This window comes from Ensifer sp. ENS07, from assembly GCF_014852185.1.
Classification (GTDB): Bacteria; Pseudomonadota; Alphaproteobacteria; order Rhizobiales; family Rhizobiaceae; genus Ensifer; species Ensifer adhaerens.
On the sequence record NZ_JACVBE010000008.1, the window covers coordinates 40,135 to 66,249 of the forward strand.

Consider the following 26,115-nt stretch of genomic DNA (forward strand, 5'->3'; position numbering starts at 1 on the left):
GATGGCTGGAAACCGGGCCGTGTGGAGGTGGCTGCCGCGCATCCGCCACCAGCGGCGGCAGCAGGATTGCGGCATGCCGTCGTCTGCGCTCGTGGCGGGTGATCAGCGCGGGAAGGCGTAGCGGTCGACGATCGCCCAGATTTCCCGGTTGACCTCCTGCAGCTGCTCGATCACCTCGTTGATCCGCGCGATCTCCGCCTCGTTGATCTGCTCGATCTTGCCGTACTTGATCGTGTCCTTGCTGTCGAAGATCGCCATCAGTTGCGTGCTCGCCTGGTCGCCGGTTTCGTCGAAGGAATAGATGCAGTGGCTGTATTTGTTGCGGAGTTTTGCCTGCCGGCCAAGCTGTTGGGTAATCGAAAGAATTTCTTGCCGCTGCGCGGCAGGCGTCTTTCCCATCTTGGTCAGCCGCTCGACGAGTTCGATGCGGGCCCGCGTCGTGTTCAGCGTCAGGAAGATGACGATCGCGGTTTCCTTGTCGACCCGGGCGAGGCCGGCGATGAGGTAGATGAGCAAACTCTCCGTATTCGTCCACGTGTAGTTGAGTTGTCCGATTAAGAGGAGGATTTCGTGAAATCTTGCCATGGGCCTTCCAGTGCTCGCCGGTTGCCAAATGCCACACCACTGCTCGTCAGAATACTGCATTCCTGCGTCCAGTAAATTCGTTCTGACGATGGTCGCGCAGGCCCGGAAATGCGGCGCTCGGGCCCTCTCCGGCGCGTGGCCAGCCGTCGGGTGACGGCCATATTTTGCCTAGCTCACGGGTGAAGGTTTCTGCGTCTCGTCGCTAGCCCGCGAAGGTTAGCCCGAACTGACAACTTACAATGCGTGTCGGTTTTAGACAGAGTCTCCTCTGCAACCGGCGAGCAGGACGCACTCAGGCCCCCTTTGGGCAAGCTCTGCATCGAATGGAATACCCAGTTGGGAACCTGTTCCGGTCCTCTCGACCAAGTAAGGGGAGAGGCAACAAAAGCGATCAAAGTATCGACAGATGGGCGACTAGGCGCCCGGAGGAAAACACCGTTACTGAGTTCAACAAGTCCAACACGTAGCCCGCGCATGGCCCAAATCCGCGTAAGAGAAGAATGCGGCTCGGCTGTCGCGGCCTCAACTCGAGGTAATCGTCATGAGTAAGGACAAGAATATCCTGTGGCCATGGGATGACAGCCAGTCTCAAGATCAAGACCAGGGACAAGGACAGGGCCAGGGTCAGGGACAATTGCAGGCGGAGCTGCAGGGCCAGCTTCAGGGACAGGGACAAGGCCAGGGCCAGGGGCAAGACCAGGGACAGGGCCAGGACCAAGGTCAGGGCCAGGATCAGGGACAATCGCAGTACAGCGAGTCCTACAACGGCAATCTCAACGGCAACGGCAACCTCAATGGTAACGGCAACGCCAATGCCAACGGGAACGGCAACCTGAACGGCAACGGCAATGCCAACCTGAACGGAAATGGCAACGCCAACCTGAACGGCAATGGCAACGCCAACCTCAATGCCAACCTCAACGAAAACAGCACCCATGTCGACGTCGACAGCAAGACGACCGTTGACGTGGACGTCGATCTCGATCTGAGCGGCTACAAGCCGTCCGACGACGACTTTGCCGATATCGACAACTCCTCGATCCACGGCATGGCGAACACGAGCTTCAAGGACATCCTGAACGGCTCGATGAACGGCAACAGCAACGTTGCCAACGTGTTCAGCCAGAACGCCATCATGTCGGATGACGACAGCGCCTCTGACATCAACAACAGCGGCACGCTTAACCAGAACGGCAACGCCAATGCCGGCGACGCCCGCTCGGGCGACGGCATTCAGGCCGGCGCAGACGGTGGTGAAGGCGGAAGCAAGGCCTATGCCAACGGTGGCGACGGCGGCGATGGCGGCCATAGCGTTGGTGGCTTCGCGGGCGCTGGCGACGGCGATGGCGGCGACGCAGACAACAATGCCGATGCGACCGGCGGTGCCGGCCTTGGCGGCATTGCAGCCAGTGTTGGCGTTGGCGGCGGCAGCTCCAGCGGTGACGCAAATGGCGGTACGGCGACAGCCGGTGCCGGTGGTGCCGGTGGTGCCGGCCTCGGCGTCGGCCTCGGTCTCGGTGTCGGCCTTGGTGTCGGCGCGGCAGCCGGCGGCGACGGCGGCAGCAATGGTGCCGGCAACGGTGGCACAAGTGGCGACGTCACGAGCGGCCCGGCAGGATCTTCGGATGCAGGTGACGGCGGCGATGCCGGCGGCTTCATCCTGCCAATCCTGAACCTCGGTGGCGACGGTGGCGACAGCAACGGTGGCAACAGCGTAGCGGTTGGCGATACCGGCAGTGCTGACGGTGGTGATGCCGGCGATGCCGGCGACGGCGGCGGCGCTTTGGGTGCTGGTCTTGGCGCGGGTGCTGGCTTCGGCGCCGGTGCAGGCGTCGGCGGTGCCGGCGGCGGTGGTGGCGATGCCTATGCCGGTGGCGGCTCTACGGGTGACTCGACCGGTGGTGACGGTACCGGTGGTGCAGCGACCGGTGGTCACGGCCTCGGCGGCCTCGCGCTCACGGGTTCGTGGGCAGCCGGCGGCGACGGTGGCGATGCCTACGGTGGCCATGCACTCGGTGGTGCCGGCGGCGCGGGTGGCGCGGGTGGCTTCGCGACGAACGGTGATGGCGGTGCGGGTGGCAGCGCCGGCATGTGGGGCTCGTACAATGGTGACGACAGCTTCGTCGAAGGGCTCTCCTCGGCTTCGGCAGACGCAGTTATCGACACCAACGCCTTCAACCAGCAGATCGTGCTCGGCGCGAACCTGCAGGGCAACACGATCGACATGACGGTCGTCGGTGGTGATTACACGACCACTGCCGTCGGCGACGACGACAACACCTGATCGGTGAGGGGGCGTCGATCCGCGTCTCGCGGGATCGACCCGAGAATGACTGCGCGGGAAGCTCCCGCGCAGTCAGGCACGACCCGCCAAGCCGGCGGGGACTGCCGACGACAAGAGGAGGGCCTGACCTTGTATTCCGCAAAGATCACCGAGGCCATTGCCCATTTCATCGGTCTCTTCGAACTCTCTACCGAAGAGGCGCGTCTGCGTGAAATCCATGAGAAGTTCGACCCGGATCGCGACGTCCACAAGGATCCGAAGGAGCTCGTTTCTGCGCCGGTCAAGGTGCACGCACCTTACGATCTCGACGACTTCAACCCCGACGTCCCGTACAAGCCGGTCGGACCGGACATCTTCATGCCGATACCGGACGGCTATGCTGGGGTGTCCTTCCCCGAATACCCGATTTTTGGCGGCTCCCTTGGCCGCGCCAGCTCGGAAGCCTCCCTGCAGGGCGCATCGCCGAGATCGGCCTCGCAGGTGGTCGAGCCGCACATCAACCCGCCGGGCTCGGTGGTGGTCTACAGCAACCAGACCGCCGAGCTTTCGGACAATGATTTCGTCAGTGTCGGCGGGCATGGCCTGAAGTCCGGCCTGCAGATCGACAACAGCGCGACGATGGCCGAGCTCATCGACGCGACGCAGAGTATTTCGCTGCTCGGCGAGACGGATGTCGCCGGCTCCAGTGACGCGATCGCCAGCCTCGTTGTCGGCACGGCCGAGAGGCTTGAGGCATTCTCCACCGGCGGCGAAGCGGAGGCCGGGGGGCTGAGCGTCACCCATTTTTCAGCCAGGGCCAGCACGCTCGAAGGCATCTATGTGAACGGCGTGATCGTTGAGGAAGCGCCGGTTCTCAAGGATCACCTGCCGGACCCGGACGAGGCTTCCGATGCGCCGGACGAGCCCGAACTGTCGAACGACGGGGTCGAAGTCGAGGGCGGCATCGCCTATGGCGAGGGTGCCGTCGCGGTCGACACTTCGGTCGAGCTGGAAGCGGGCAGCAACACGCTGGTCAACTCCGTCGTCATCACCAGCGACTGGCTGCAGGCCGAAGTGCTGGCGGTGGCCGGCGACCACGTCGAACTCAACGCGATCGTTCAGGTCAACACCCACTATGACAGCGACCTCGTCAGTTCCGCGCTGAGCGGCAACAATATTGAGCAGCATGCTACCCAGGCGTTCAACATCGCCATGTTCAAACATGTCGAGCCGGCGCAGACGACGCATGCCGACACCGCCGACTTCCCCAAGGTCTGGGCCATCACCGAGGTCAAGGGCGACCTGATGATGGTCAACTGGCTCCAGCAGTTCACTTTCATGTCGGATGAGGACACTGCGATCCTCGCGGCTTCGGGCTCGAAGCTTTCGATCGTCGGTGGCGACAACACGGCGGCCAACCAGATATCGCTGCTGGAGCTCGGATACCGCTTTGACCTGATCTTCGTCGGCGGCAGCGTCTTCGACGCCAACATCATCCAGCAGACGAACATCCTGCTCGACAACGATCTGATCGGTGCCGTCGGCGGCTTTCACACCAGCGGCGCCGGTTCGGTCTCGACCGGCGGAAACCTGCTTTGGAACTATGCCGGAATCGTCGAAGCTGGCAGTGCAGGCCCGGTCAATCCGATGTCGGACGGTTACCTGTCCGCGCTGCAGGATCTGTCGGAAGGCAAGAAGCCGTCGGGCGACGACTTTCTGCATGATCCCGCCTTTGCCGGGCTGAATGGCCTGAGGGTGCTCTACATTTCCGGCGACCTCATCAGCCTCAACTACATCCAGCAGACCAACATTCTCGGCGACAGCGATCAGGTGACGCTGGCGATGAACGCGCTCGAGGCGCGCCCGGACGCGGACTGGACCATTTCCACGGGCTCGAATGCTCTGCTGAACTATGCCGGGATCGTCGATGTCGATACGGGCAAGACGATCTATGCCGGCGGCGGCGCCTATTCGGACGAGGTGCTCATCCAGGCGGAGCTGGTCAAGAACGATCCCTATCTCGGTAGTCAGAACCCGGATGCGCTGGTCAGCGAAGCGGTCGTCTTTCTCGGCGACGACATGCTCACTCCGGATTTCGGCCACCAGCCGCAGGATCAGATCTCGCCGAGCCATGGGCACGGCATCGATACGGCCAGTGCCGACCCCATGCACAGCATGGTCGCCTGATGGGAGTGCGGGAGGATAGTCATGACCGACCGCACCAATCCGTCTCGGCCAGTGTCTGCCGAAACCGGCGCCGATGCCGCTTCGCGTGCGGAGGAAAACGGAACACGGCCGGAAGCATCCGGCGCCGACGCCGCGCGACGGCAGTTTCTGCGCAAGCTCAATCATCAGGAACACGTTCTGGACCGTGCTGTTAGGGAGATCGACGGGGTGGCGGACCAAATAAGAAGAGTGGCGGCAAACGGCGCCGGCGAGGATGGCAACTGGACCCCTTCACCCGTTTCGCCTCTTCCCGGATCGGGCGTTGCCGCAAGGCCGGTACAGATCACCGGTCCGACACCCGGCCTCGCACCGGCGCGCGCTGCTGCACCGGCCGCACCGATCGGGGTCGCGCAGGCGTCACGCGCACAGATGGGGACGCCACGGGCGGATGCCGCTGAGACGGTCAACGTCACGTCGCGGCCGTGGCCTCCAAAGACCGAGCCCGTGGCCAGACCCGAGCCGGCTCTGCGCGGCGAGGCGACGGTCGAGCGCCGCCCGTTGCAGGAGGAACCAAAGCCGGAACCCTGCATCGAAAAGCCGGTCGGAAAACCGGTTGCCTGGCCGACCGCGGAGATGAAGGAGAGATATTCGCCTTCGGGCATGGTGGTGATCGAAGCCGACCGTGGGCCGATCAAGGCCGAGCCGCGGTCGCCCGACAAGGGTGGCGGATCGTCCGACAAGGGCGGCGGCGGAGGCGGTGGAGGGGGCGTGTTCCACAAGCGCCTTGGCCCGGTCGATTTTTCGGCGAGCCTCAGCGCTGGTCTCAAGGCGATCCGGCAGAACCTGATGATCGTCATGCTGTTTACGATCGTCACCAACATCCTCGTGCTTTCGATCCCTGTCTATCTGTTCCAGATTTCGGACCGGGTGCTGACCAGCCGCTCGGTCGACACGCTGGTGATGCTGACGGCGATCATCGTCGGCGCGGTGCTGCTGCAGTCGGTTTTCGACGCCATTCGCCGCATGATCCTGATGCGCACCGCCGTGGAGGTGGCCGCGCAACTCGGCGCGCCGATCCTGAGCGCGGCAGCGAGAGCCGCCCTGCATAGCAACGGGCGCGAGTACCAGACGCTTGGCGACCTGCAGCAGCTTCGCTCCTTCCTCGTCTCCGGCACGCTGCTTTCGTTTCTCGATGCGCCGATCGCGCCGCTCTTTCTGGTGGCGGTCTTCCTCATCCATCCGCATCTCGGGATAATCGTCGTCACCTCAGCCGTTCTCCTCCTCATCGTTACGCTGTTGAACCAGAAAGCGACGGCTGCGGCGTTCGGCGAAGCGACCAATTTCCAGACCAAGGCCAACCTTCACCTCGATTCGATGTCGCGCAACTCCCAGATCATCAACGCACTGGCGATGATCCCGGAGGCCGTGCACATCTGGGGCAAGGACATGGCCGGTTCGCTCAAGGCCCAGGTGATGGCGCAGGACCGCAACATCGCCTTTGCGTCGCTGTCCAAGGCGGTGCGCCTCCTGACGCAGGTGACGATGCTCGGTTGGGGCGCCCATCTCGCCCTCAATGGCTCGCTCACCGGTGGCATGGTGATTGCGGCCTCCATCATCGCGGGCCGCGCGCTTGGACCTATCGAGGGCGCGATCGAGGGATGGAGCCAGGTCATCCAGTCGCGTGCTGCCTATGGGCGCATTTCCGCGCTGCTGAAGACGTCACCGCTCAATTTCGAACGGTTGAAGCTGCCGCGGCCCGAAGGGCGCCTTGATGTCGAGCGCCTGCTTTTCGTTCCGCAGGGCACCAAGCGCGTGGTGCTCAACGGAATTACCTTTGCGCTGGAGCCCGGCGATTCGCTTGCCGTGATCGGCAGTTCCGGTGCCGGCAAGACGACGCTCGGCAAGATGCTGGTTGGATCCATCCTGCCGACGTCGGGCAACGTCCGGCTGGATCTCATGGACCTGAGGAACTGGGACCAGCGGCAGTTCGGCGAAAGCATCGGCTACCTGCCGCAGGACGTGCAGCTGTTTCCCGGCACGATCAAGGCCAACATCGCCCGCATGCGCGAGGATGCCACCGACGCCGACATCTACGCCGCTGCCAAGCTTGCCGATGTTCACGACATGATCGCCATGCTGCCGCACGGATACGAGACCGTGGTGGCCGCCGACGGCTCGCCTCTATCGGGCGGCCAGAAGCAGCGCGTCGCCCTTGCCCGCGCCTTCTTCGGCAACCCGCGCATGGTTGTGCTCGACGAGCCCAACTCCAATCTCGATACCGCCGGCGAGGCGGCGCTGACGCGGGCGCTGACGCATGCCAAGCGTGAGAAGATCACGGTTGTCACCATCACTCAGCGACCGGCGCTTTTGAACAGCGTCGACAAGGTTCTGCTGCTCGTCAACGGCACGGTGGCGCTCTTCGGCATGCGCCAGGACGTTCTCAAGGCACTCGCTTCGCGTGGGGTGAATACCGAAGGCAACCCGCTCGAACAAAACCAGCTTCCGTAGGCGATCATGAGCGACATGGCCAAAGTACAGGATCTGACCTGGTACGCAGAGGTTCCGCGTTCAATCTGGCAGCATACGATGATCGGCCTGGTGCTGATCGTCGTGACCTTCGGCGGCTTTGGCCTTTGGGCCTTCACCGCGCCTCTGGCGGCTGCCATCATCGCCCAGGGCAGCTTTGTCGCAACCGGGCAGAACAAGGTGGTCCAGCACTTCGAAGGCGGGATCATCAAGGATATTCTGGTGAGCGAGGGCGACCGCGTAACCGTGGATCAGCCGTTGGTGCGGCTGGACGAAACGGCCGCACAAGCGAATGAGAGGCAGTATTTTCTGCGCTGGGCGCGGCTGGAGGCGATCGTCGCCCGGCTGACCGCGCAGGCGCACGGTTTGAAGCAGATCGTGCTGCCCGCGGTTCTCACGGAGCACGTCAAGAAAGATCCTGAGATTGTCCCGATCGTGCAGAGCCAGGAGCTCAATTTTCAGACCTGGAGGAGCAAGCTCGACAGCGATATCGGACTGTTGAAGCGGAATATCGAGAGCCTGGAGTTCCGCTCGCAAGGTTTTCAGGAGCAGCTGAAATCGGTGCGCGAGCAACGAGTCCTGCTCGAGGAGGAATACATCGGCAAGAAGACGCTTTTGGCCAAGGACCTGATCCGCAAGACGGAGATCAAGACCATCCAGCGCGCGATCGCCGATGCAGAGGGCCAGATTGGCCGTCTGATGTCCGAAGTCTCGGAGACCGGGTCCCAGATCCTCAAGCAGCAGCAGCAGGTCAACCAGACCGAACAGAGCTACCAAGAGGCTGCGCTCGACGAATTGCAGAAGGCCGAGGGTGAACTGGACACAGTGCGTGAACAATTGCGCGGCGCCACCAATGTGCTCCGCCGCGCGACGATCAACGCGCCGGTGACCGGCACGGTCATCAGGATGCATTTTCATACGTCCGGCGGCGTCATCGAGAGCGGCAAGCCGATCATGGAAATCCTGCCGGCCGATGTACCGCTCATCATCGAGGCGCAGGTGCTGCGCACCGACGTCGACAATATCCGGGTCGGCGAGAAGGCGACGGTGCGGCTGACCGCGCTGAACCAGCGCACGACGCCGGTCCTCAATGGGCAGGTCTTCTACGTGTCGGCGGACGCCCTGCCGGTGCAGACGCATGAGGGCACGCGCGAGGTCTACCTGGCGCGCGTCAGCCTTCCGGCAAGCGAGCTTGCAAGAGTTCACAATTTCGTCGTGACCCCCGGCATGCCGGCGGAAATTCTGATCCAGACGGCGGAGCGGACCTTTTTCGACTATCTCACCAAGCCGATCCGCGACAGCATGGCGCGCGCCTTCATGGAAAACTGACGGTTTCGCGCGGCAGAAGCGCCTACGACGTCGGAATACGGGCGGCGTGAAACCCGTTTCCGCCTGCCCGCGTTTCGCCGGCATCACCGGCCGTTCGATCGCATTTACGGCGGCTCTGGACCGGTATTGCGCTGCGCGCATAGCGCATAGCTGGCTTGCGCAAAATCCGCCTACGATTTGGGCAGAAACCCTGTATATTCACCTCATCAAAGCAATGCATCTCCTCCCGCAGAGCTTCGATGCGGTGAACGATCTCCTCCTCCCATGGATCGTTCACGAGATCAGCGCCACTCCTCCTCCCAGGCTGCTGATCGATTTTTAGAGAGCCTGCCGCTCCTCCCGCGGCGGGCTCTTTTGTTTTTCGGCAGACGCTGCCGGCAATTGCGTCCTTCAAGTGTCGAATTCGTCGACGCCACGCCCCCGTGATCAACAATGCATGCCCGCGCACGGAACCAAAGTGCCCGGTTAGCGGTTACGCCTGTGGAGGTGCGTGATGTCTATCCGGCACGTGAAATCCGATCCGCAGTCGAAACCACAGCGCTGGGCGTTTCACCATGGCGCAGGGCGCCTGCGGGCAGGAGACGCGACCCGCGACGGGTCGACGACGCAGGAACGGTTGTCTCCCGTGGTCGACGCCGGCGACGGCGGCCTGGTGGCGCCGGATCTTTCGGGATCTCTCGCCCCTCATCGCAACCGGCAGCCGCCGCCGCACGACTACAGCCGTCCGGCGGTCGGTCGCGATGCGCTGGCTTCCATCCGCGACATGCGCGACGAAGACTGCAGCGGCGGGCCGATCTGGGTCGCCTTGCTCGGCGACAATACGAGCGAGGGCATGCGGCAGTTCATGGGGCTCGTGCTCGCCTTCATCTTCCTGTCGGCCGTTTTCTTCTGGTTTCTTGCCTAGGACGTATGAGGCAACAAAGCCGCCGTGGCCGTGACATTTTCCCGGTTGACGGTCGATCGCTGAAGCCTAGATAACCGGCGGTATCCCGTCCTCCTTCCCCAATGCCAGCGAGAGCGCCATGCACTACAGAACCTTCGGCCGTACGGGCCTGCGCATTTCCGAAATCGGTTACGGTGCCTGGGGCATCGGCAAGAGCCATTGGCAGGGCGCGCGCGACGACGAGTCCGCCCGCGCCCTCAACCGCGCAGTCGACCTCGGCCTCAATTTCATCGACACCGCACTCGGCTACGGCCAGGGCCACAGCGAGAAGCTGATCGGCGCCTTGCTGCGCGAGCGGTCGGAGACGATCCATGTCGCCACCAAGATCCCACCTAAGAACATGCAATGGCCGGCGCACGCCGGCACCCCGGCCGAGCAGACCTTCCCGGCCGACCACGTGATCGCCTGCACCGAGACGAGCCTGCGCAATCTCGGTGTCGAGACGATCGACGTGCAGCAGTTCCATGTGTGGTCGGACGAGTGGGTAGGCCGCGGCGACTGGCTGGAGGCTGTCGAGCGGCTGAAGCGCGACGGCAAGATCCGCTTCTTCGGCGTTTCGATCAACGACTACGAGCCGGACAATGCGCTCCGGCTGATCGAGACCGGCGTCGTCGACAGCGTGCAGGTGATCTACAACATCTTCGAGCAGGCGCCGGAAGAAAAACTGCTGCCCGCGTGCCTGAAGCACAATGTCGGCGTCATCGTCCGCGTGGCGCTCGACGAAGGTGGTCTGACCGGCCAGATCCGCGCCGATACCGTCTTTCCCGAGGGTGACTTCCGGGAAACCTACTTCCGGGGCGAGCGCAAGCGCGAGGTCGAGGAACGAACGCAGAAGATCGTCGAGGATCTGGAAATCAAGCCCGACGCACTGGCCGAGACGGCGCTGCGCTTCGTTCTCAGCCACCCGGCCGTATCGACGGTCATTCCCGGCATGCGTTCGGTGCGCAACGTCGAGCGCAACTGCGCCATCGGCGACGGTGCCGGCCTGCCGGATGCGCAGCGGGCGAAACTGACCGCCCACCGCTGGCGGCGCAACTTCTATCGGGATTGAAGCCGCCGTTTCGCCGCCTGTCATCGACGCTCCCAGGGATCTGTCGGCTGCGTGGCCGCGTCTTCAGTGCCTCGCCCGTCCGGATATGCTATCCATAGGGGTGCTGGAGCCTGGGGGCGCCGATGGAACAAAAGCTCTCCGTCATCATGGCCGCGGACGTGGTCGGCTATAGTCGGCTGATGGAGCTCGACGAGAAGGGCACGCTTGCGACCCTCATGGCTCATCGGCAGGAGCTGTGGGACGTCGCGGTCGCCGCGCATCACGGGCGCATCGTCAAGCTCATCGGTGACGGCATGCTGATGGAGTTCCGTGCCGTGGAAGACGCAGTTCTCTGCGCGGTCGAGATCCAGCGGGGAATGCAGACGAGGAACGCGGGTACGCAGCGGGATCGCCGGATCGAATTTCGCATTGGGATCAATCTCGGCGATATCCTGTTTGAAGACGGTGACGTTTACGGTGACGGCGTCAACGTGGCGGCGCGCATCGAGAGCCTCGCCAAGCCGGGTGGCATATCCGTCTCCGCCTCGGTTCACGACACGCTGGGCGGTCGCCTGGACATCCGCTTCGAAGACACGGGCGCGCAGGCGTTGAAGAACATCGGCCGCCCCGTCCACATCTACAATATCGTCATCGACGACGGCGGATCGGAGGGGGCGGCGCTGATGGCGCCACCGACACAGGAGATACGGGAAAATCCCCCCGTCAAGTCGAGCCGGACGCATCTCTATGTGTCGCGCTTTGCGAATTTGAGCGGCAATCCCGATGAGGATTATTTCGCGGCCGGCATCACGCAGGACGTCGTCGCGGCATTGTCGCGGTTCTCCGGTTTGAACGTGATCGTTCGGTTGCCGCGTCCCGAGCCGCAACCTCAGGCACGCACAACCTACTACACGCTCGAAGGCAGCGTCAGGCGCGCTGCCGACCGGGTCAGGGTCAATGCCAGTCTGACCAATGCCACTGGCGAACACATCTGGGCGGAGAAATACGATTTCGACCTTGTCGACATGTTCGATGTCCAGGACGAGTTGTCCCGTTCCATTCCGGCTGCCTTGAATGTCAAAATCGAAGAGGCCGAACGATACCGGATTCTCGCCGAGCCGCTCAAAGGATCAAGCGCCTACGATTTCTATCTGCGTGGCCGGCACATTGAAAAAAGCCTGAAACCGGATGAGGTCAGGCGGGCAAAGGAGATGTTCCTGGCCGCGGTCGACGCTGATCCAGCCTACGCCCGCGGATATCTCGGGCTGGCCTGGCTGGATATACGCAAACTGAAATGGAACGAGCGTGCCGACATGGAAGCGACGCTTGCCAGTGCCTTCGCATCGGCAAGCAAGGCTTTGGAGCTCAGTCCCTGTGACGCCGATGTTCACTGGGCGCTCGGCGTCGTCCATTTGTGGAGGGGAGAGGCAGAACGCGCCATCGGTTGTTACGAGCGTGGGCGCGAACTGGCGCCGAACAATTGCGATCTTCTTGCGGAATATTGCGATGCCCTGGGGTATCTCGGTCTGTTGGAGGACGCGATCAGGATCGGGGAACTGGCCTTGCGGCTGAACCCCAGTCGTCCGGACTGGTATTTCTGGAACATCGCCGCTGCCAGGTATCTCTCCGGCCAGTACACCGAAGCGTTGGCTCTGCTGGAGAAGATGGCCGATCTTGGTTCGGCCTACCGTTTGCTGGCGGCGACCTACGCGCAACTCGGGCGCCTTGAGGATGCACGTCGCGCCGCGGCGGAGCTCCTGAAACTCAATCCGGAATTCTCGATCGAGCGATACGGTTCCCGTGCACCCTACCGGGATAAGGCCTTGCTTGCGCGTTACGTTGAAGGATTGCGGCTGGCCGGACTGCCGGAGTGAGTTCGGAACGGCGTGAGGGAGCCGCATCGGCCGGCCGGGTTTACTTGGAGGAAAAGCAATGTCGGAAACAGTCAATGTCCGCTACATGGTCGACGACGTCGAGGCGGCGATCGCCTGGTACACGACCCACCTCGGCTTTTCGCTTCTGTCGAGCTATGCACCGGCTTTCGCAGATGTGCAGCGCGGTGCGCTGCGGCTGCTGCTGAGCGGACCGACGAGTTCGGCCGGCCGGCCGATGCCGGACGGCGAGAAGCCGGGGCCGGGCGGCTGGAACCGCGTCCATCTCCTCGTCGATGACCTCAACGCCGAAGTGGAGCGGCTGCGCCGTGCCGGCGTCATGTTCCGCAATGACATTGTCACCGGTCCCGGAGGGGCGCAGATCCTTTTGATCGATCCCTCCGGAAATGTTGTCGAACTGTTTCAGCCCGCGCGACGATAGCGACCCGCGCGCCCGCGGGTCGTCGATGCGCTCGCACCGCTGGGGATGCGAGCGCCAGGTCGGGCTCTCAGCCAGCGCTGGTGTCGACCACTTCGAAATCGTGGGTGATCGTCGCGGTCTTGGCGAGCATGGCCGAGGCCGAGCAGTATTTCTCGATCGAGAGCGAAACGGCGCGCTCGACCTTGTTGACCGCAAGTCCGCGTCCCTTGACGATGAAGTGCATGTGGATGCGGGTGAAGACGCGCGGTTCCGTCTCGGCGCGGTCGGCGTCGAGTTCGACGACGCAGTCTTCCACCGGCTCGCGGCCCTTCTCCAGAATGTGCACGACGTCATAGGCCGAGCAGCCACCGGTGCCGATCAGCACCAGTTCCATCGGGCTCGGTCCCGGGGTGCGCCCCTCTTCGCCGAAGGCGGTTCCCAATACGACTTTGTGGCCGCTACCAGACTCTCCGACGAAGGTCCGGTCTTCCACCCATTTGACGCGTGCTTTCATGTGTCTCGTCCTGTTGTAGCCATGGCATGATCACGGACCCAGACAGAGCCGATGATCCTCCGTTCACATAGCGTCTTGGAGGGTTTTCGCAAATGGCCCGCATCCTCTAAAATGGCAGCCAGCGCCATCGGTGCGGGGACGGACGGCGCGGAAACCAGACCAAAGGTGTTTTGATGAACGAGACGACGGGAAATGCGCCTGACCGTTCCGGCGCCGTGATCCATCCGCCGATCGCCTGGGTGATGTCGGTGGGCGGTGGCCTCGTGCTCGACCGGCTCTACCCGTTGCCGTTCGTGCCCGCGACCGTGCCGGACGCCCTCGTCGGCGGCATCATTTTTCTCGCCGGTATCGCGCTTTTGATCTGGGCGGCGGTGAGCTTCAGGCGTGCGGGAACCGAAATCCAGATCCATCGCCCGACATCGGCGATTGTCGAAGCCGGTCCCTACCGCTTCACCCGCAACCCGATCTATACTGGCATGTTTCTCGGCCTGATCGGCTTTTCCATCATCTTCGACAGCCTGTGGCTGCTGATCCTGCTGGTGCCCTTCTACTTCGTCATCCGCTATGGCGTCGTGGCGCGCGAGGAGGCCTATCTTGAGCGCAAGTTCGGCGACGTCTATCGGGTCTACAAGGCGCGCGTCAGGCGCTGGCTCTGATTGCACAAATCGGCATGCTCCGCGGCGATGAAACGGGTCCGGACGTCGCGTCGCAGCACTCGCGATTTCGGGTGGATGAGTCGGCAGGCCCTCGATTGATCATAGCCGAGGCGGCTGCGCGTGTGCCTAGGGGGTATTGCCGGGATGGACTTGAACGAGCGTCCATCCTGCTGGAACACGAAAGGTGGTCTTTCGTGCAGAAGGTCGGGCCTTATCTCGGCGCTACGATCCCGTGATAGTAGTCGCCGTCACCAGCTTCATAATCGGCGGCGTAGCCGCCACCGCCACCGCCGCCGCCGCCGGTCTGGGAGCATCCGGCGAGGGCGAGAACCATTGCCAACAGGATTGTAGCGCGCATTTATTCTACCTTTCAGTTGAATGATCACGACAGAGGCTGCCGAGTTGCTGCCATACCTAACACGCCCGGTGGAGTATGATCGAGCGCGTGTGGCGATGTGTGCCTATGGCAATGCGCCGCGCCTCAAGCGCGCGATCGCCTGTCGAAGGCGATCGTTAGCGCCAGGCCACAAGCCCTTCTTCATACGGCCGTATCTCTGTGCCCACCTCTTTCAGGTAGGTTGCTGTGAAGGGCCATAGACTATATGGCCCTTGACCTCACTTCCGGAACAAGGAGGACACATGACTTCGATCGAACCCGCCTACGGAACCGCGACGCTCCTGCTGATCGCGGCGGCAGCCGTTGGCCTGCTTCTTTTTCTTATCCTCCGGTTGCGCCTGCATGCCTTCGTCGCTCTGGTTTTGGTCAGCCTCTTGACGGCGCTGGTGACCGGCATCTCCTTCGCGGACGTGGTCCCGACCCTCCTGCAGGGCTTTGGCTCGACGCTTGCCTCGGTGGCGCTGCTCGTCGGTTTTGGCGCGATGATCGGGCGGATGCTGGAGGTCTCCGGTGGCGCGCAGGTGCTCGCGGATCGGCTGATCGGCCAGTTCGGACCTGAGCGCGCGCCTCTCGCGCTCGGCGTCGCCTCGCTGCTGTTCGGCTTTCCGATCTTCTTCGACGCCGGCCTCGTGGTCATGCTGCCGATCATTTTCAGCGTCGCAAGCCGCTTCGGCGGCTCGGTTCTGCTTTATGCGCTGCCTTCGGCAGGCGCCTTTGCGGTCATGCACGCATTCCTCCCGCCCCATCCAGGCCCGGTGGCCGCCAGCGAATTGCTGGGGGCGGATATCGGCCTGCTCGTGCTCGTCGGCCTCGTCGTGGCGCTGCCCACATGGTATCTCGGCGGCTATCTCTTCGGCCTATGGGCAGGCAAACGCTTCGAACTGCCGGTGCCAACCCTTCTCGGGTCGCCGAACGAGGCGGCGCACGACGAAGTGCCCCCGTCTTTCGGCACGGTGATGCTGGTGCTGCTGCTGCCGCTCGTGCTGATCTTCCTCAATACCGGCCTATCGACGCTGGCCGCCGCCAAGATGATCGACGGCGGCGCATTGTGGGTCAGCATCCTGCGCATGGCCGGGCAGACGCCCGTCGCCCTGCTGATCACTGTGCTCGTCGGCATGTGGGTCCTCAGCGGCGAGCGTACGCTCAAGGACATGGAAAAGCTGATGGACGGGGCGCTAGGCCCGATCTGCGGCATCATTCTCGTTACCGGAGCCGGCGGCATGTTCGGCGGCGTGCTGCGAGCAAGCGGCATCGGCCAGGCGCTCGCCGGCAGCCTCGAGGCGATCGGCATGCCGCTGATCGTCGCCGCCTTCCTCATCTCCACGGCCCTGCGCGTGGCGCAGGGTTCGGCGACCGTGGCACTGACGACGACGGCGGGCCTTCTCGCTCCAACGGTCGCGGCAACGACGGGGCTCAGCCCCTTCGACCTGTGCTTCCTCGTGATCGCCATCGCTTGCGGCGCGACGGTGCTGAGCCATGTGAACGATTCCGGCTTCTGGCTCGTCGGCCGCTTCCTTCAGATGGATGAGCGGACGACGCTCAAGACCTGGACGGTAATGGAAACCCTGCTCGGGGTGATTGGTTTCGCCTTCGCGCTTGTGGGATGGTGGCTGCTATGAGTGAGGACCTTCAGCATGTCGTGGTGATGGGCGTATCCGGCAGCGGGAAGACCACTGTCGGCGAGGCGCTGGCCACAAGGCTCGGCTGGCGTTTTGTCGAGGGCGACAGCTTTCACCCGCCGGAGAACGTCGCCAAGATGTCCGCGGGCATTCCGCTCGACGACAATGACCGTGAACCCTGGCTGCGGGCGCTGGCCGCAGAAATTGCCAAGGACGAGGCGGCTGGCAGCCCTTCGGTGGTCGGGTGCTCGGCCCTGAAACGGTCCTATCGCGACATCCTGCGCACGGGCGCGCCGCGCGTCTGCTTCGTGCATGTGCACGGCGACCGCACCGTGCTGGCCGACCGGCTCTCGCATCGGGCGGGACACTTCTTCCCGGCTTCCCTGCTCGACACTCAGCTTGCGACCCTCGAGCCGCTCGGTCCGGACGAGGATGGCGTCGTCGTCGACGTGGCTCTTCCAACAGCTGAGCAGGTCGATCTAGCCATCCAGGGGCTGGGCAACTAGCCCAGCCGCGCTTGCGCTTCTCACTTCGGCGGACAGTCGCTGTACGGCGGGGACGGGGCGTGCAATCGCGCATTGAAGGCGAAGCGATCCCTGAACGTCCGCGCATCCCGCAGCCTGAGCTCCAATGCGTGAGCGCTGGCGGAGGGGAGTGGGGGTCGAACCCACCCAGGACAGGCTCGCTGCCCCAACCGGATTTGAAGTCCGGCCGTCCCACCGGAGACGATTCCCTTCCTCAGCGCGCAAACAGGTCGCTGCGATGGGGATTTATGCGACGCAGATCTCCCCTGCGCAAGGTCAGGCCGAGCCGGTCGTAGAAATCGAGGACCTCGATGGCGACCTTGCGGCCGTTGTGGACCCGGTCGCGAAAGCTGGGCGCGGTGAACCAGCCGTCTTCCGCCTGTGCCGCCACATCGAGCACGATGGCCGCCATCTCCTCAACGACGGCGCGGGCGAAAAAATGGTCGTGCGCGATCTCGTGGGTCTGCCCGAGCCTCTGGGCGAGCTTCAGCACGCGCCGTATGTCGCGCTCGTCGGCATTGAGAAGGGCCGCGAAATCGCGCACACGCGGTGGCCGGAAGCGGCTATCGCCGACGAGGTGCGGATGGATCCGCTGCCACAGGTCCTCGTCCGCCGGCGACAGCCGAACCTCGTGGCCCGGCAGGCGCAGGAAGGCGCCGTCAAGCACGATTCGACCTGCCGCGGCTTCGTCTCGGAGGAACGCGAGGAAGCTTGTCGTCGGCAGGCGCGGTTTGAGCAGGAGCCGCAACCGTTCGCGACCGATCCCGGCAAGCTCCGGGTTTTCTGCGTGGAAGGCTGTGAGTGTGTCAGTCAGGTTCGCCCGCAATCCGTCCGCTGCTGCGGACGAGAGCGCGTGGTCGCCGATGGCCCTCGCCCCGGCGGCAATCAGCAGCCGGGAAAGCGTGTCCTCGCCCAGGCCACGGTCGCGCTGGAAGGCCGCAAGCTCGATCGGTGCCAGGTCGGACAGGTCGGAAAGGGCCGCTGCCGGGTCCTCGTTGCCAGAAGCGGTAAGGAAGGCCAGGCGCTCCGGCGTGCCACGCTTTCGCGCCGGCGGGCGCAGATCGAGAAAACGGCCACCGCCGATGGTCCGGATGGCCGAGGTGTCGCGCAGGATGAAGCGGTCGCCGATGGTCGCGGCGATCGGGCGGTCGAGGACCAGTTGCACGAGGCCTTGTGTCCCGGGATCGAGCGGGCCGGCAAGAGGCACGATCCGCACACCGACCTCTGTCGCATGGGTGTGCAAGCGTGCGGGAAACCAGGTGCCGATCGGCTTGGCCTCCGAGGCAAGCACGCGGACCTCCGCGTCGATCCGGTCCGTCGGTGCATGCAGTGCCGGGGCGAGGACCACGTCGCCGCGCCGGATCGCGTCCTTCGTCACCCGTTCGCCGGCGATATTCATCGCGCAGCGTTGGCCGGCAAGCCCCTCTGCTGCTTTCCGGTTCTGCGCATGGATCCCGCGTATACGGGCGGTCAGGCCGGACGGGCTGACCGTGACGCTATCGTCGAGCTTCGCACGGCCGCCGAGCACCATGCCGGTCACGACCGTGCCGGCGCCCGCAAGCGTGAAACTGCGATCGACGGCAAAGCGCAGCAGGCCGGCATCGTTGCGTGCGGCGGTTTCCGCTTCGGCGGCGGCGAGCCCCGCGCGCAGGACCTCGATGCCTTCGCCGGTAAGGGCGGAGACGGCAAGGATGGGCGCGTTTTCCAGACCGGTGCCGGCGAGGGCGGTCTGGATCTCCGCGGTTACCTCCGCGCGCCGCTCAGGCCCGGCCAGATCGGCCTTGGTGAGCGCAACGAAACCTCTGGTGATGCCGAGCAGGTCGAGGATCGCGAGATGCTCGCGCGTCTGCGGCATGACGCCGTCGTCGGCTGCGACCACCAGCAGCGCGAAATCGATACCGCCAGCGCCGGCAAGCATCGTATGGATCAGCCGCTCGTGACCCGGCACGTCAACGAAGCCGGTGACCGTCCCGCCGCCGAGGTCGGTATAGGCAAAACCGAGGTCGATGGTGATGCCGCGGGCTTTTTCCTCGGCAAGGCGGTCGGCGTCCGTGCCGGTCAGGGCCTTCACCAACGCCGTCTTGCCGTGGTCGATATGCCCTGCCGTCCCGACGATCATAGTGCTGCCAGGGCCGCGATGAGCATCTCGTCGCTTTCCAGGCAACGCAGATCGAGGACCAGCGCGCCATCACGGATATGGCCGACGACCGGGATGGGCAGGGCGCGAAGCCGTGCGGAAAGCCGTTCCGGCGCGTCGCCGCCGCTGCCTGTCAGCCGCAGGCCGGCGCTCGGGATCGTATCGACCGGCAAGGCGCCGGAGCCGACCTGGCTCTGGCACGCGCAAGCTGCTGCCGAATAGCTGTGCGGCTTGAGCAGCGCATCGATTGCCGGAGCGAGACGGGCCGCCTGTGCGCCGATGTCGGCCTCCGGTCGGGAAAGAAAGCGCAGCGTCGGCAGCCGCTCCTTCAGCCGATCGGAATCGCGATAGAGCTTCAGTGTCGCTTCGAGCGCGGCGATGCGGATCTTGTCGAGACGAACGGCGCGTTTGAGCGGATTGCGGTTGATGGCGGCGATGAGATCGCGCCGACCGACCACGAAGCCTGCCTGGGGCCCGCCGAGCAGCTTGTCGCCCGAAAACGTGACGAGATCCGCGCCTTCGGCGACGGCTTCCGCCACCGTGGGCTCGCGTCGCAATCCGAAGATGGAGAGATCGATGAGTGAGCCCGAGCCGAGGTCGTTCAAGAGGGGGACACCGGCCCTGCGGGCAATCTCGGCCAGTCTTGGCGCCGGCACCTCGGCGGTAAACCCTTCGATCCGGTAGTTGGAGGTATGGACCTTGAGGATGACGCCGGTCTCAGGCCCGATCGCGCCCTCATAGTCACGCGGATGGGTGCGGTTGGTGGTGCCGACCTCCACCAGCCTGGCGCCGGCGCGGGCCATGATGTCGGGCATGCGGAAGGCGCCGCCGATTTCGATCAGTTCGCCGCGCGAGACGATCGCCTCGCGTCCGTCGGCCAGGGTATTGAGCGCAATCAGCACGGCGGCGGCATTGTTGTTGACGATTGTGGCGTCCTCGGCGCCGGTCAGTTCGCAGAGCAGGCCACGCAGATGATCGTCGCGCTGACCACGCCCGCCGCCGTCAAGGTCGAACTCCAGCGCCAGCGGGTTGGCCATCGCGGCGGTTGCGGCGCTGACGGCTTCTTCGGCCAGGATGGCGCGGCCGAGATTGGTGTGCAGCACGGTGCCGGTGAGGTTGATGAGCGGGCGAAGGGCGGAGCGGGCGGCGGCCGCCAGCTCCTCGCCGACGCGGCGCGGCAGGTCGGCCGCAAGCGTTGCCCCATCGTCGCCCGCACGGATTTTTTCCCGCGCGATCTCAAGCCCGGCGCGGACGGCGGTGACGACGGCGAGACGGCCATGTTCTTCCGTCAGCGCCAGTCCCTCTGGCGAGGTCAGCATCTGGTCGACCGAGGGAAGCACGCGAAAATCCTGCATCAATACCCCGCGAGATAGGGGTTGAAGCCACCGCGACGAAACTCGGTCTCCTTCATCAGGATATCGAGGCCAAGGCTGCCGACGTCGTCGGCGATCGGCTCCAGGCTCGGGTTTTTCACCTGGTAGAAGATCTTGACCCAGGCATGGCATTCCCGACAGGTCTCAGCCTTTACCGTCGCCTCCGAGGTCTCGACCGAACGATAGCTGATGCCCTTGGTCGAACCGCAACAGAGACACTTCACCCGCACCTCGTTCCATTGCGTGGCGCAGCAGGCGCAGGCGGCATAGCGCACGTTCTCGACGCCCTGCGTACCCACGACCGACGACGTCGCCGGCCGGCCGCCGCAGGCGGGACAGACGCCGAGGCTGACAGGGACGAGCGCTTCCGCATCGAGCGTCGCGGCGAGCCGCGCCATGTGCACCTGCACCGCGGCCGCGACGAAGAGATGGGGAGCGGCGCTGTCTTCCGGAACCCGATCCGATAGGATGTTGGCGAGCAACCAGTGCCGGTCGCCGTCCTCTGCTGCGCGTACCGCATCGAGCGCCAGGCGGGCCGGGTCGGGCATGGCGAGATCGGCAGCGCCTTCGAGAAGCGCGTCGAGGGTTGCGGAAAGGCCGGGGTCATCGACAAGCGCCATTCGGTCGAACGGCGGCATGGCGGCGCGTGCGGCCTCGGCGAGGCGCGCCGATGTGGGCGCCGCGACGGGCGGAAGGGTCACGACCAAGCGAGCCTGAAGTTTGGAGAGCGCCGCGAGGAAGGCGAGATACGGCGCAAGCGCGTTGCTTTCGGCGAGAAACGCGAAGCGGCGCGCGCGTGTCTGGAACAGTTTGACCGGCTCGGGCAGGAAAGCCAGCGGCGGTTTCGGCACGCCGCCAATGAGGGAGGGATCGGGTTGTACGTCTTCTGCCATCGCATCTCCGGCGATCCGACAGAGACGCCGGATCAAGCAGCATTCACGGTGCTACAGCGACCTTTGCGCGCCTGACAGGACGCGCGGCGCTGTAGGAGACCTTCATTTTGACGGGTCGGAGCCCTGGCGTCCAGCCAGTTCGCGCAGCCATTTGCGATGATGCCGAAAGGCCCAGCCGCCGGTGACGGTGCCGCGGGTCATGGCCCTTATCGTGCCGCGCGTCCAGATTGCCGCATAGACATGGACGATGAAGATCAGGATCGTGAAAAGCGCCGCCAGCGAATGCACCGCGACCGCGATGCGGCGAACGGGGATGGAAACGAGGTCCGGGAAGTACTGCTCCCAGATCATGATGCCGGTCGTCACGAGCACGACGATCAGACCGGACATGCCCCAGAAGACCATCTTCTGGCCGGCATTGTATTTTCCGAGTTCGGGCAGGCTCTCTTCGTTGCCCTGGAGTAGATCACCGAACTTGCGGCTCCATTCCACATCCTCGCGCCGCGGCAGATTGAGCTTCCACATCTGCGCAAACAGGAGGAGGAAGCTTGCGACGAGGATAAGTCCGACGATCGGATGCAGCCATCGCGTGGTCTGGCCGCCGCCGAAGAGGCCGGTCAAGAAAAACAGCGACGGGTGGAAGAAGGAAAGTCCGGAGATCAGAAGCACGATCATGCAGGCGGCGGTGACCCAATGGTTGAGACGGGTATAACCACGATAGCGATTGACGGTGACCGGATGCTTCGTCTCGATCCTGTCGCCGGGGGCCGAATAGATACGTTTGTCAGCCATCACGCCTCCCTGCCGCCTTGCGGGCGGTTGCGATCCTCGACGAGTTCCTCCGCCTCGCCTTCCTCATGGGCGGTCACCTCGTTCGGCCGGGCGAAGATGCCGTGCAGCACGGCGCCGGCGGCGGCAAGTCCGGCAACGGCGAGACCAACGGTTTTGGCCGGACCCTTCCAGCCGCGCACCACCGGCGAAATCTGCGGATCCTCCGGCAGCCCGGAATAGAGCGACGGTTGATCGGCATGGTGCAGCACATACATCACATGCGTTCCGCCGACGCCTTGCGGGTCATAGAGGCCGGCATGATCGTAGCCGCGCGACTTCAGGTCCTCGACACGCTCGTTGGCAAGCGTGACCATGTCTTCCTTCGTGCCGAAGGAAATCGCCTTGGTCGGGCAGGCCTTGGCGCAGGCCGGTCCTTGTCCAACCGCCACGCGGTCCGAGCAAAGCGTGCATTTCTTCGACACATGCGCGGTCTTCGAGATACGCGGAATGTTGAAGGGACAGCCGGCGATGCAATAGCCGCAGCCGATGCAGTTGTCGGAGATGAAATCGACGATGCCGTTGGAATATTGCACGATGGCGCCCGGTGCCGGGCAGGCCTTGAGACAGCCGGGATCGGCGCAGTGCATGCAGCCGTCCTTGCGGATCAACCACTCGAACTCGTTGGTAACCGGGTTCTCGTATTCAGCAAACCGCATCAGCGTGAACATATCAGCCGTCAGGTCATGCGGGTTCTCGTAGACGCCGACATTTTCCTCCAGGTCCGGATGGGTGTCGTTCCATTCGATGCAGGCGGACTGGCAGGCCTTGCAGCCGATGCATTTCGACACGTCGATCAGCTTGGCGACCGGGGTCAGCTGTCGTTCGGGTGCCGGCACGTTGCTTGTTGCCGAAGCCTTGACGACGTCGCTCGGCAACAGGTTCGACGCCAGCGGTTGCAGCGGCGGGTTGGCGGCGGCCGTTACCGGTTCCGGTGCGCGTTCGCTCATGCCGAAGCTCCTTCTTCCGCCGCCGGTTCGATGTTGACCAGGAAGGCCTTGAACTCCGGCGTGTCGATATTGGCGTCGCCGACGAAGGGGGTGAGGCTGTTCGGGCCGAAGCCCTTGCGGGCCGCACCCATGAAGCCCCAGTGCAAGGGAATGCCGACCACATGGACCGGCTTGCCGTTGCAGATCAGCGGACGAATTCGCTTCGTCACCACTGCCTTCGCCCAGACCTCGCCACGTGCGCTCCACACGCGCACCCGCCCGCCCTTGGTGATGCCGCGTTCAGCCGCCAGCTCCTCGCTGATCTCCACGAAGAATTCCGGCTGCAGCACGGCGTTGACCCGGCTGTGCTTGGTCCAGAAGTGGAAATGCTCGGTGAGGCGGTAGGATGTGGCAACGAAGGGGAAGTCGGTGCTCGTGCCCAGCTGTTGCAGGTCGCCGGGGAAGATGCGCGCGACGGGATTGCCGCGAAGTTTGGCGTTGAACGGATTTTCGACCGGGCTTTCGAACGGCTCCATATGTGTTGGGAACGGCCCGTCCCGCATCAGCTTGCGGGCAAAGAGGCGGGCGGTGCCCTCCGGCGTCATGATGAACGGCATCACCGCCTCGGGCTTTGCCGTCACCGCTATGTCGGGAACGTCGAAGCCGGCCCAACGCTCGCCGTTCCATTCGATCAGTTTACGCGCCGGATCCCAGGGTTTGCCCTGGAGATCGCAGGACGCGCGATTGTAGAGGATGCGGCGATTGGCCGGCCAGGCGAAGGTCCATTTGAGGAAGGTGCCGACATCGCCCGGATCGCTGTTGTCGCGCCGGGCCATCATGTTGCCTTCTTCCGTCCAGGAGCCGGCGTAAATCCAGCAGCCCGACATGGTGGATCCGTCGTCACGCATCACGCCGAAGTTCGGCAGGAGCTTGCCCGCCTCGACCAGCACCTTCGTCGGATCGGTCGGGTCATAGAGCGTCTGCAGCGCCCGTCCGTTCATCTCCTGGGCAAGCTCGGCCGGTTCCGGCTCGTAAGGGTCCTTGTAATCCCAGGCAAGGTTCAGGATAGGCTCGGGACAGACCCCGCCTTCCTTGCGGTAGAGTTCACGCACCCGCAGGAAGATGTTGGCCATGATCCAGGTGTCGTGCTTGGCGTCACCAGGCGGTGTCGCCCCCGGCCAGTGCCATTGCAGCCAGCGGCCCGAATTGACAGTGGCGCCCTCGTCCTCGGCAAAGCAGGTCGCCGGGAGTTGCAAGACCGCCGTCATGATCTTGGCGGAGTCCACCTGGTTGTAGATACCGTGGTTTTCCCAGAAATGCGCCGTCTCGGTCTGCAGCGGGTCGATTGTCACGAGCAGTTTCAGCTTCGACAGACCCTCGGTCAGCTTCGCCCGATTGGGGAAGGACAGAAGCGGGTTGAAGCCCTGGCAGAAGTAGAGGTTCACTTCGCCGCGGCTCATCATGTCGAACATCCTGAGGATGTCGTAGTAGGGGACATCGAGCTTCGGCAACCAGTCGAAGCCCCAGTCGTTTTCCTTCGTGGCAGCGCTGCCCCACATGGCCTTCAGGAAACTGACCATGAATTTGGGGGTGTTCTGCCAATAGCTTGTCTGGCCGGGAACGAGCGGCTTGTTGCCGCGCGTCGACATGTAGGTGGTGTAGTCCGTCTCCTTTTCCGTCGCGAGGTTCATGTAACCCGGCAGGGAGTTGGAAAGCAGGCCGATGTCGGTCAATCCTTGGATGTTGGAGTGACCGCGCAGCGCGTTGACGCCACCGCCCGGCAGGCCGACATTGCCGAGGATGAGCTGCAGCATCGCCATGCCGCGGATGTTCTGGGCGCCTTTCGAATGCTGCGTCCAACCGAGCGCGTAGAGCGAGGTCATCACCTTGTCGCGCGCCGACGTCGCGCCGATCATCTCGCAGATCTTCAGATAGCGATCCTTGGGCGTGCCGCAGATATTTTCCACGAATTCCGGTGTGTAGACTGCGACATGCTCTTTCAGGAGGTTCCAGACACAGCGCGGGTCCGTGAGAGTCGGATCGGTTTTGACCGTTCCGTCCTCGTTGAGTTGGTAGTCCCAGGCGGTACGATCGTAGTCGCGCTTCTCCTCGTCATAGCCGGTGAAGAGACCATCGGCCCAGCCGAACTCCGAGTTCACCAGATAGGTGGCGTTGGTATAGTTCTTGACGTAGTCCCACTGCACCTTGTCGTTCTCGATGCAGTAGCGGATCGCGCCCATCAGGAAGGCGATGTCGGAGCCGGGGCGGATCGGCGCATAGACATCGGCGACCGAGGCCGTGCGGTTGAAGCGCGGATCGACCACGATCAGCCGGGCGCCGCGATGATGCTTGGCTTCCGTCACCCATTTGAAGCCGCAGGGATGAGCTTCGGCCGCGTTGCCACCCATGACGATGACGAGGTCGGTGTTCTTGATGTCGGTCCAGGCGTTCGTCATTGCGCCGCGGCCAAATGTTGGAGCCAAACTGGCTACCGTGGGGCCGTGTCAGACGCGTGCCTGGTTGTCGAAGCCGACGACTCCCATAGACCGGACGGTCTTGTAGGTCAGCCATCCCGTCTCGTTGGTGCCGCCCGACGCCGCAAGGAAGCCCATCGTCGTCCAGCGGTTGACGGTCACGCCGGCCGCGTTCTTCTCGATGAAGTTCTTGTCGCGGTCGTCCTTGATCGCTCGGGCGATCTTGTCGAAGGCATCTTCCCAGGAGATGTCCTGCCAGGTGTCGGCGCCCGGAGCGCGGTGACGCGGCTTCGTGGCGCGGGTCTCGGACTTCACGAAGTCCTTGAGCGCCGCGCCCTTGGGACAGAGCGTCCCGCGGTTGGTCGGATGATCGGCATCGCCCTCGATATGGATGAGCTCCGCCTTCTCGCCGGCGGAAAGATCACCCTTCGAATACATCAGGATGCCGCAGGCGACCGAACAGTAAGTGCAGACGTTGCGGGTCTCGGTGGTGCTTGCGAGTTTGAAGGCACGCACATGGGCGGCTGTTGCGGCCTCGGCTGCTCCGAAGCCCATGGCGCCGATCGTGGTGGCCGCGGCTCCTGCGCCAGCGAGCTTCAGGAAACTGCGGCGGGAAAGATCGATGTTCATTGGAGGT

At 64.0% G+C, this 26,115-nt stretch carries 21 protein-coding genes and 1 tRNA gene; 12 read left to right on the forward strand and 10 right to left on the reverse strand.

Translation table 11 applies throughout. From position 1 onward, the window contains the following. Positions 1–102: 102 nt before the first annotated feature. Positions 103–585 carry a hypothetical protein gene (locus IB277_RS22720; RefSeq protein ID WP_051659098.1) on the reverse strand — a complete coding sequence of 161 codons (483 nt, stop codon included), beginning with the start codon at positions 583–585 and terminating at the stop codon, positions 103–105. A gap of 541 nt (positions 586–1,126) precedes the next feature. Here IB277_RS22720 and IB277_RS22725 point away from each other — a divergent pair. From IB277_RS22725 to IB277_RS22765, 9 genes are all read left to right on the forward strand, one after another. Beyond that, positions 1,127–2,869 carry a hypothetical protein gene (locus tag IB277_RS22725; RefSeq protein ID WP_060517689.1) on the forward strand — a complete coding sequence of 581 codons (1,743 nt, stop codon included), beginning with the start codon at positions 1,127–1,129 and terminating at the stop codon, positions 2,867–2,869. Positions 2,870–2,998: 129 nt separating this feature from the next. Further along, complete coding sequence (locus IB277_RS22730) at positions 2,999–5,035, forward strand: type I secretion protein (protein ID WP_246812543.1); 2,037 nt, start codon at positions 2,999–3,001, stop codon at positions 5,033–5,035. Between the two features lie 21 nt (positions 5,036–5,056). Beyond that, positions 5,057–7,522, forward strand: coding sequence for a type I secretion system permease/ATPase (locus tag IB277_RS22735; RefSeq protein WP_060517687.1), 2,466 nt, complete (start codon positions 5,057–5,059; stop codon positions 7,520–7,522). 6 nt (positions 7,523–7,528) lie between these two features. Then, positions 7,529–8,869, forward strand: coding sequence for an HlyD family type I secretion periplasmic adaptor subunit (locus IB277_RS22740; RefSeq protein ID WP_034787518.1), 1,341 nt, complete (start codon positions 7,529–7,531; stop codon positions 8,867–8,869). A 46-nt stretch (positions 8,870–8,915) separates the two neighbouring features. Beyond that, positions 8,916–9,191 (forward strand): hypothetical protein, encoded by a 276-nt coding sequence (locus IB277_RS22745; protein WP_162727287.1) that lies wholly within the window; start codon positions 8,916–8,918, stop codon positions 9,189–9,191. 171 nt (positions 9,192–9,362) lie between these two features. Beyond that, entirely contained in the window at positions 9,363–9,773 is a 411-nt protein-coding gene (locus IB277_RS22750) for a hypothetical protein (protein ID WP_090297111.1), read from the forward strand. Positions 9,774–9,891: 118 nt separating this feature from the next. Continuing rightward, positions 9,892–10,863 carry an aldo/keto reductase gene (locus tag IB277_RS22755; RefSeq protein WP_060604505.1) on the forward strand — a complete coding sequence of 324 codons (972 nt, stop codon included), beginning with the start codon at positions 9,892–9,894 and terminating at the stop codon, positions 10,861–10,863. Positions 10,864–10,985: 122 nt separating this feature from the next. Next, positions 10,986–12,716 (forward strand): adenylate/guanylate cyclase domain-containing protein, encoded by a 1,731-nt coding sequence (locus IB277_RS22760; RefSeq protein ID WP_090297105.1) that lies wholly within the window; start codon positions 10,986–10,988, stop codon positions 12,714–12,716. A 58-nt stretch (positions 12,717–12,774) separates the two neighbouring features. Beyond that, a complete protein-coding gene (locus IB277_RS22765; protein ID WP_112771494.1) occupies positions 12,775–13,155 on the forward strand; it encodes a VOC family protein in 381 nt (126 codons plus the stop codon). A gap of 67 nt (positions 13,156–13,222) precedes the next feature. Here the strand turns inward: IB277_RS22765 and IB277_RS22770 are convergent, their stop codons facing one another. Beyond that, complete coding sequence (locus IB277_RS22770; protein ID WP_060604512.1) at positions 13,223–13,648, reverse strand: OsmC family protein; 426 nt, start codon at positions 13,646–13,648, stop codon at positions 13,223–13,225. Positions 13,649–13,821: 173 nt separating this feature from the next. Here IB277_RS22770 and IB277_RS22775 point away from each other — a divergent pair, with 173 nt between their 5' ends. Next, positions 13,822–14,304, forward strand: a complete 483-nt coding sequence (locus IB277_RS22775; RefSeq protein WP_112975243.1) for an isoprenylcysteine carboxylmethyltransferase family protein — start codon at positions 13,822–13,824, stop codon at positions 14,302–14,304. Positions 14,305–14,515: 211 nt separating this feature from the next. Here IB277_RS22775 and IB277_RS22780 read toward each other — a convergent pair whose 3' ends face one another. After that, positions 14,516–14,662 (reverse strand): hypothetical protein, encoded by a 147-nt coding sequence (locus tag IB277_RS22780; RefSeq protein WP_156400696.1) that lies wholly within the window; start codon positions 14,660–14,662, stop codon positions 14,516–14,518. Between the two features lie 281 nt (positions 14,663–14,943). On the opposite strand from IB277_RS22780, the gene IB277_RS22785 reads away from it, so the two are divergent. Then, positions 14,944–16,320: a GntP family permease gene (locus IB277_RS22785; protein ID WP_034787501.1), complete on the forward strand. Its 1,377-nt coding sequence runs from the start codon at positions 14,944–14,946 to the stop codon at positions 16,318–16,320. Next, on the forward strand, positions 16,317–16,826 hold the full coding sequence (locus IB277_RS22790; protein WP_113080262.1) for a gluconokinase: 510 nt from the start codon (positions 16,317–16,319) through the stop codon (positions 16,824–16,826). Before IB277_RS22785 ends, IB277_RS22790 begins: the two co-directional genes overlap by 4 nt. A gap of 136 nt (positions 16,827–16,962) precedes the next feature. Here the strand turns inward: IB277_RS22790 and IB277_RS22795 are convergent. The 7 genes from IB277_RS22795 to fdnG form a co-directional block, all read right to left on the reverse strand. Then, positions 16,963–17,058 (reverse strand) — tRNA-Sec (locus tag IB277_RS22795). Next, entirely contained in the window at positions 17,059–18,963 is a 1,905-nt protein-coding gene (gene selB, locus IB277_RS22800) for a selenocysteine-specific translation elongation factor (protein WP_192371870.1), read from the reverse strand. Further along, positions 18,960–20,336, reverse strand: coding sequence for an L-seryl-tRNA(Sec) selenium transferase (selA, locus tag IB277_RS22805; RefSeq protein WP_192371872.1), 1,377 nt, complete (start codon positions 20,334–20,336; stop codon positions 18,960–18,962). The genes selB and selA overlap by 4 nt, the downstream gene beginning before the upstream one ends. Next, a complete protein-coding gene (fdhE, locus tag IB277_RS22810; protein WP_192371874.1) occupies positions 20,336–21,247 on the reverse strand; it encodes a formate dehydrogenase accessory protein FdhE in 912 nt (303 codons plus the stop codon). Before fdhE ends, selA begins: the two co-directional genes overlap by 1 nt. A 102-nt stretch (positions 21,248–21,349) precedes the next feature. After that, positions 21,350–22,039, reverse strand: a complete 690-nt coding sequence (locus IB277_RS22815) for a formate dehydrogenase subunit gamma (protein ID WP_060604524.1) — start codon at positions 22,037–22,039, stop codon at positions 21,350–21,352. Further along, complete coding sequence (gene fdxH / locus IB277_RS22820; RefSeq protein ID WP_159415688.1) at positions 22,039–23,025, reverse strand: formate dehydrogenase subunit beta; 987 nt, start codon at positions 23,023–23,025, stop codon at positions 22,039–22,041. The genes IB277_RS22815 and fdxH overlap by 1 nt, the downstream gene beginning before the upstream one ends. Then, positions 23,022–26,108 carry a formate dehydrogenase-N subunit alpha gene (gene fdnG, locus IB277_RS22825; protein WP_192371875.1) on the reverse strand — a complete coding sequence of 1,029 codons (3,087 nt, stop codon included), beginning with the start codon at positions 26,106–26,108 and terminating at the stop codon, positions 23,022–23,024. The genes fdxH and fdnG overlap by 4 nt, the downstream gene beginning before the upstream one ends. Positions 26,109–26,115: the final 7 nt, after the last annotated feature.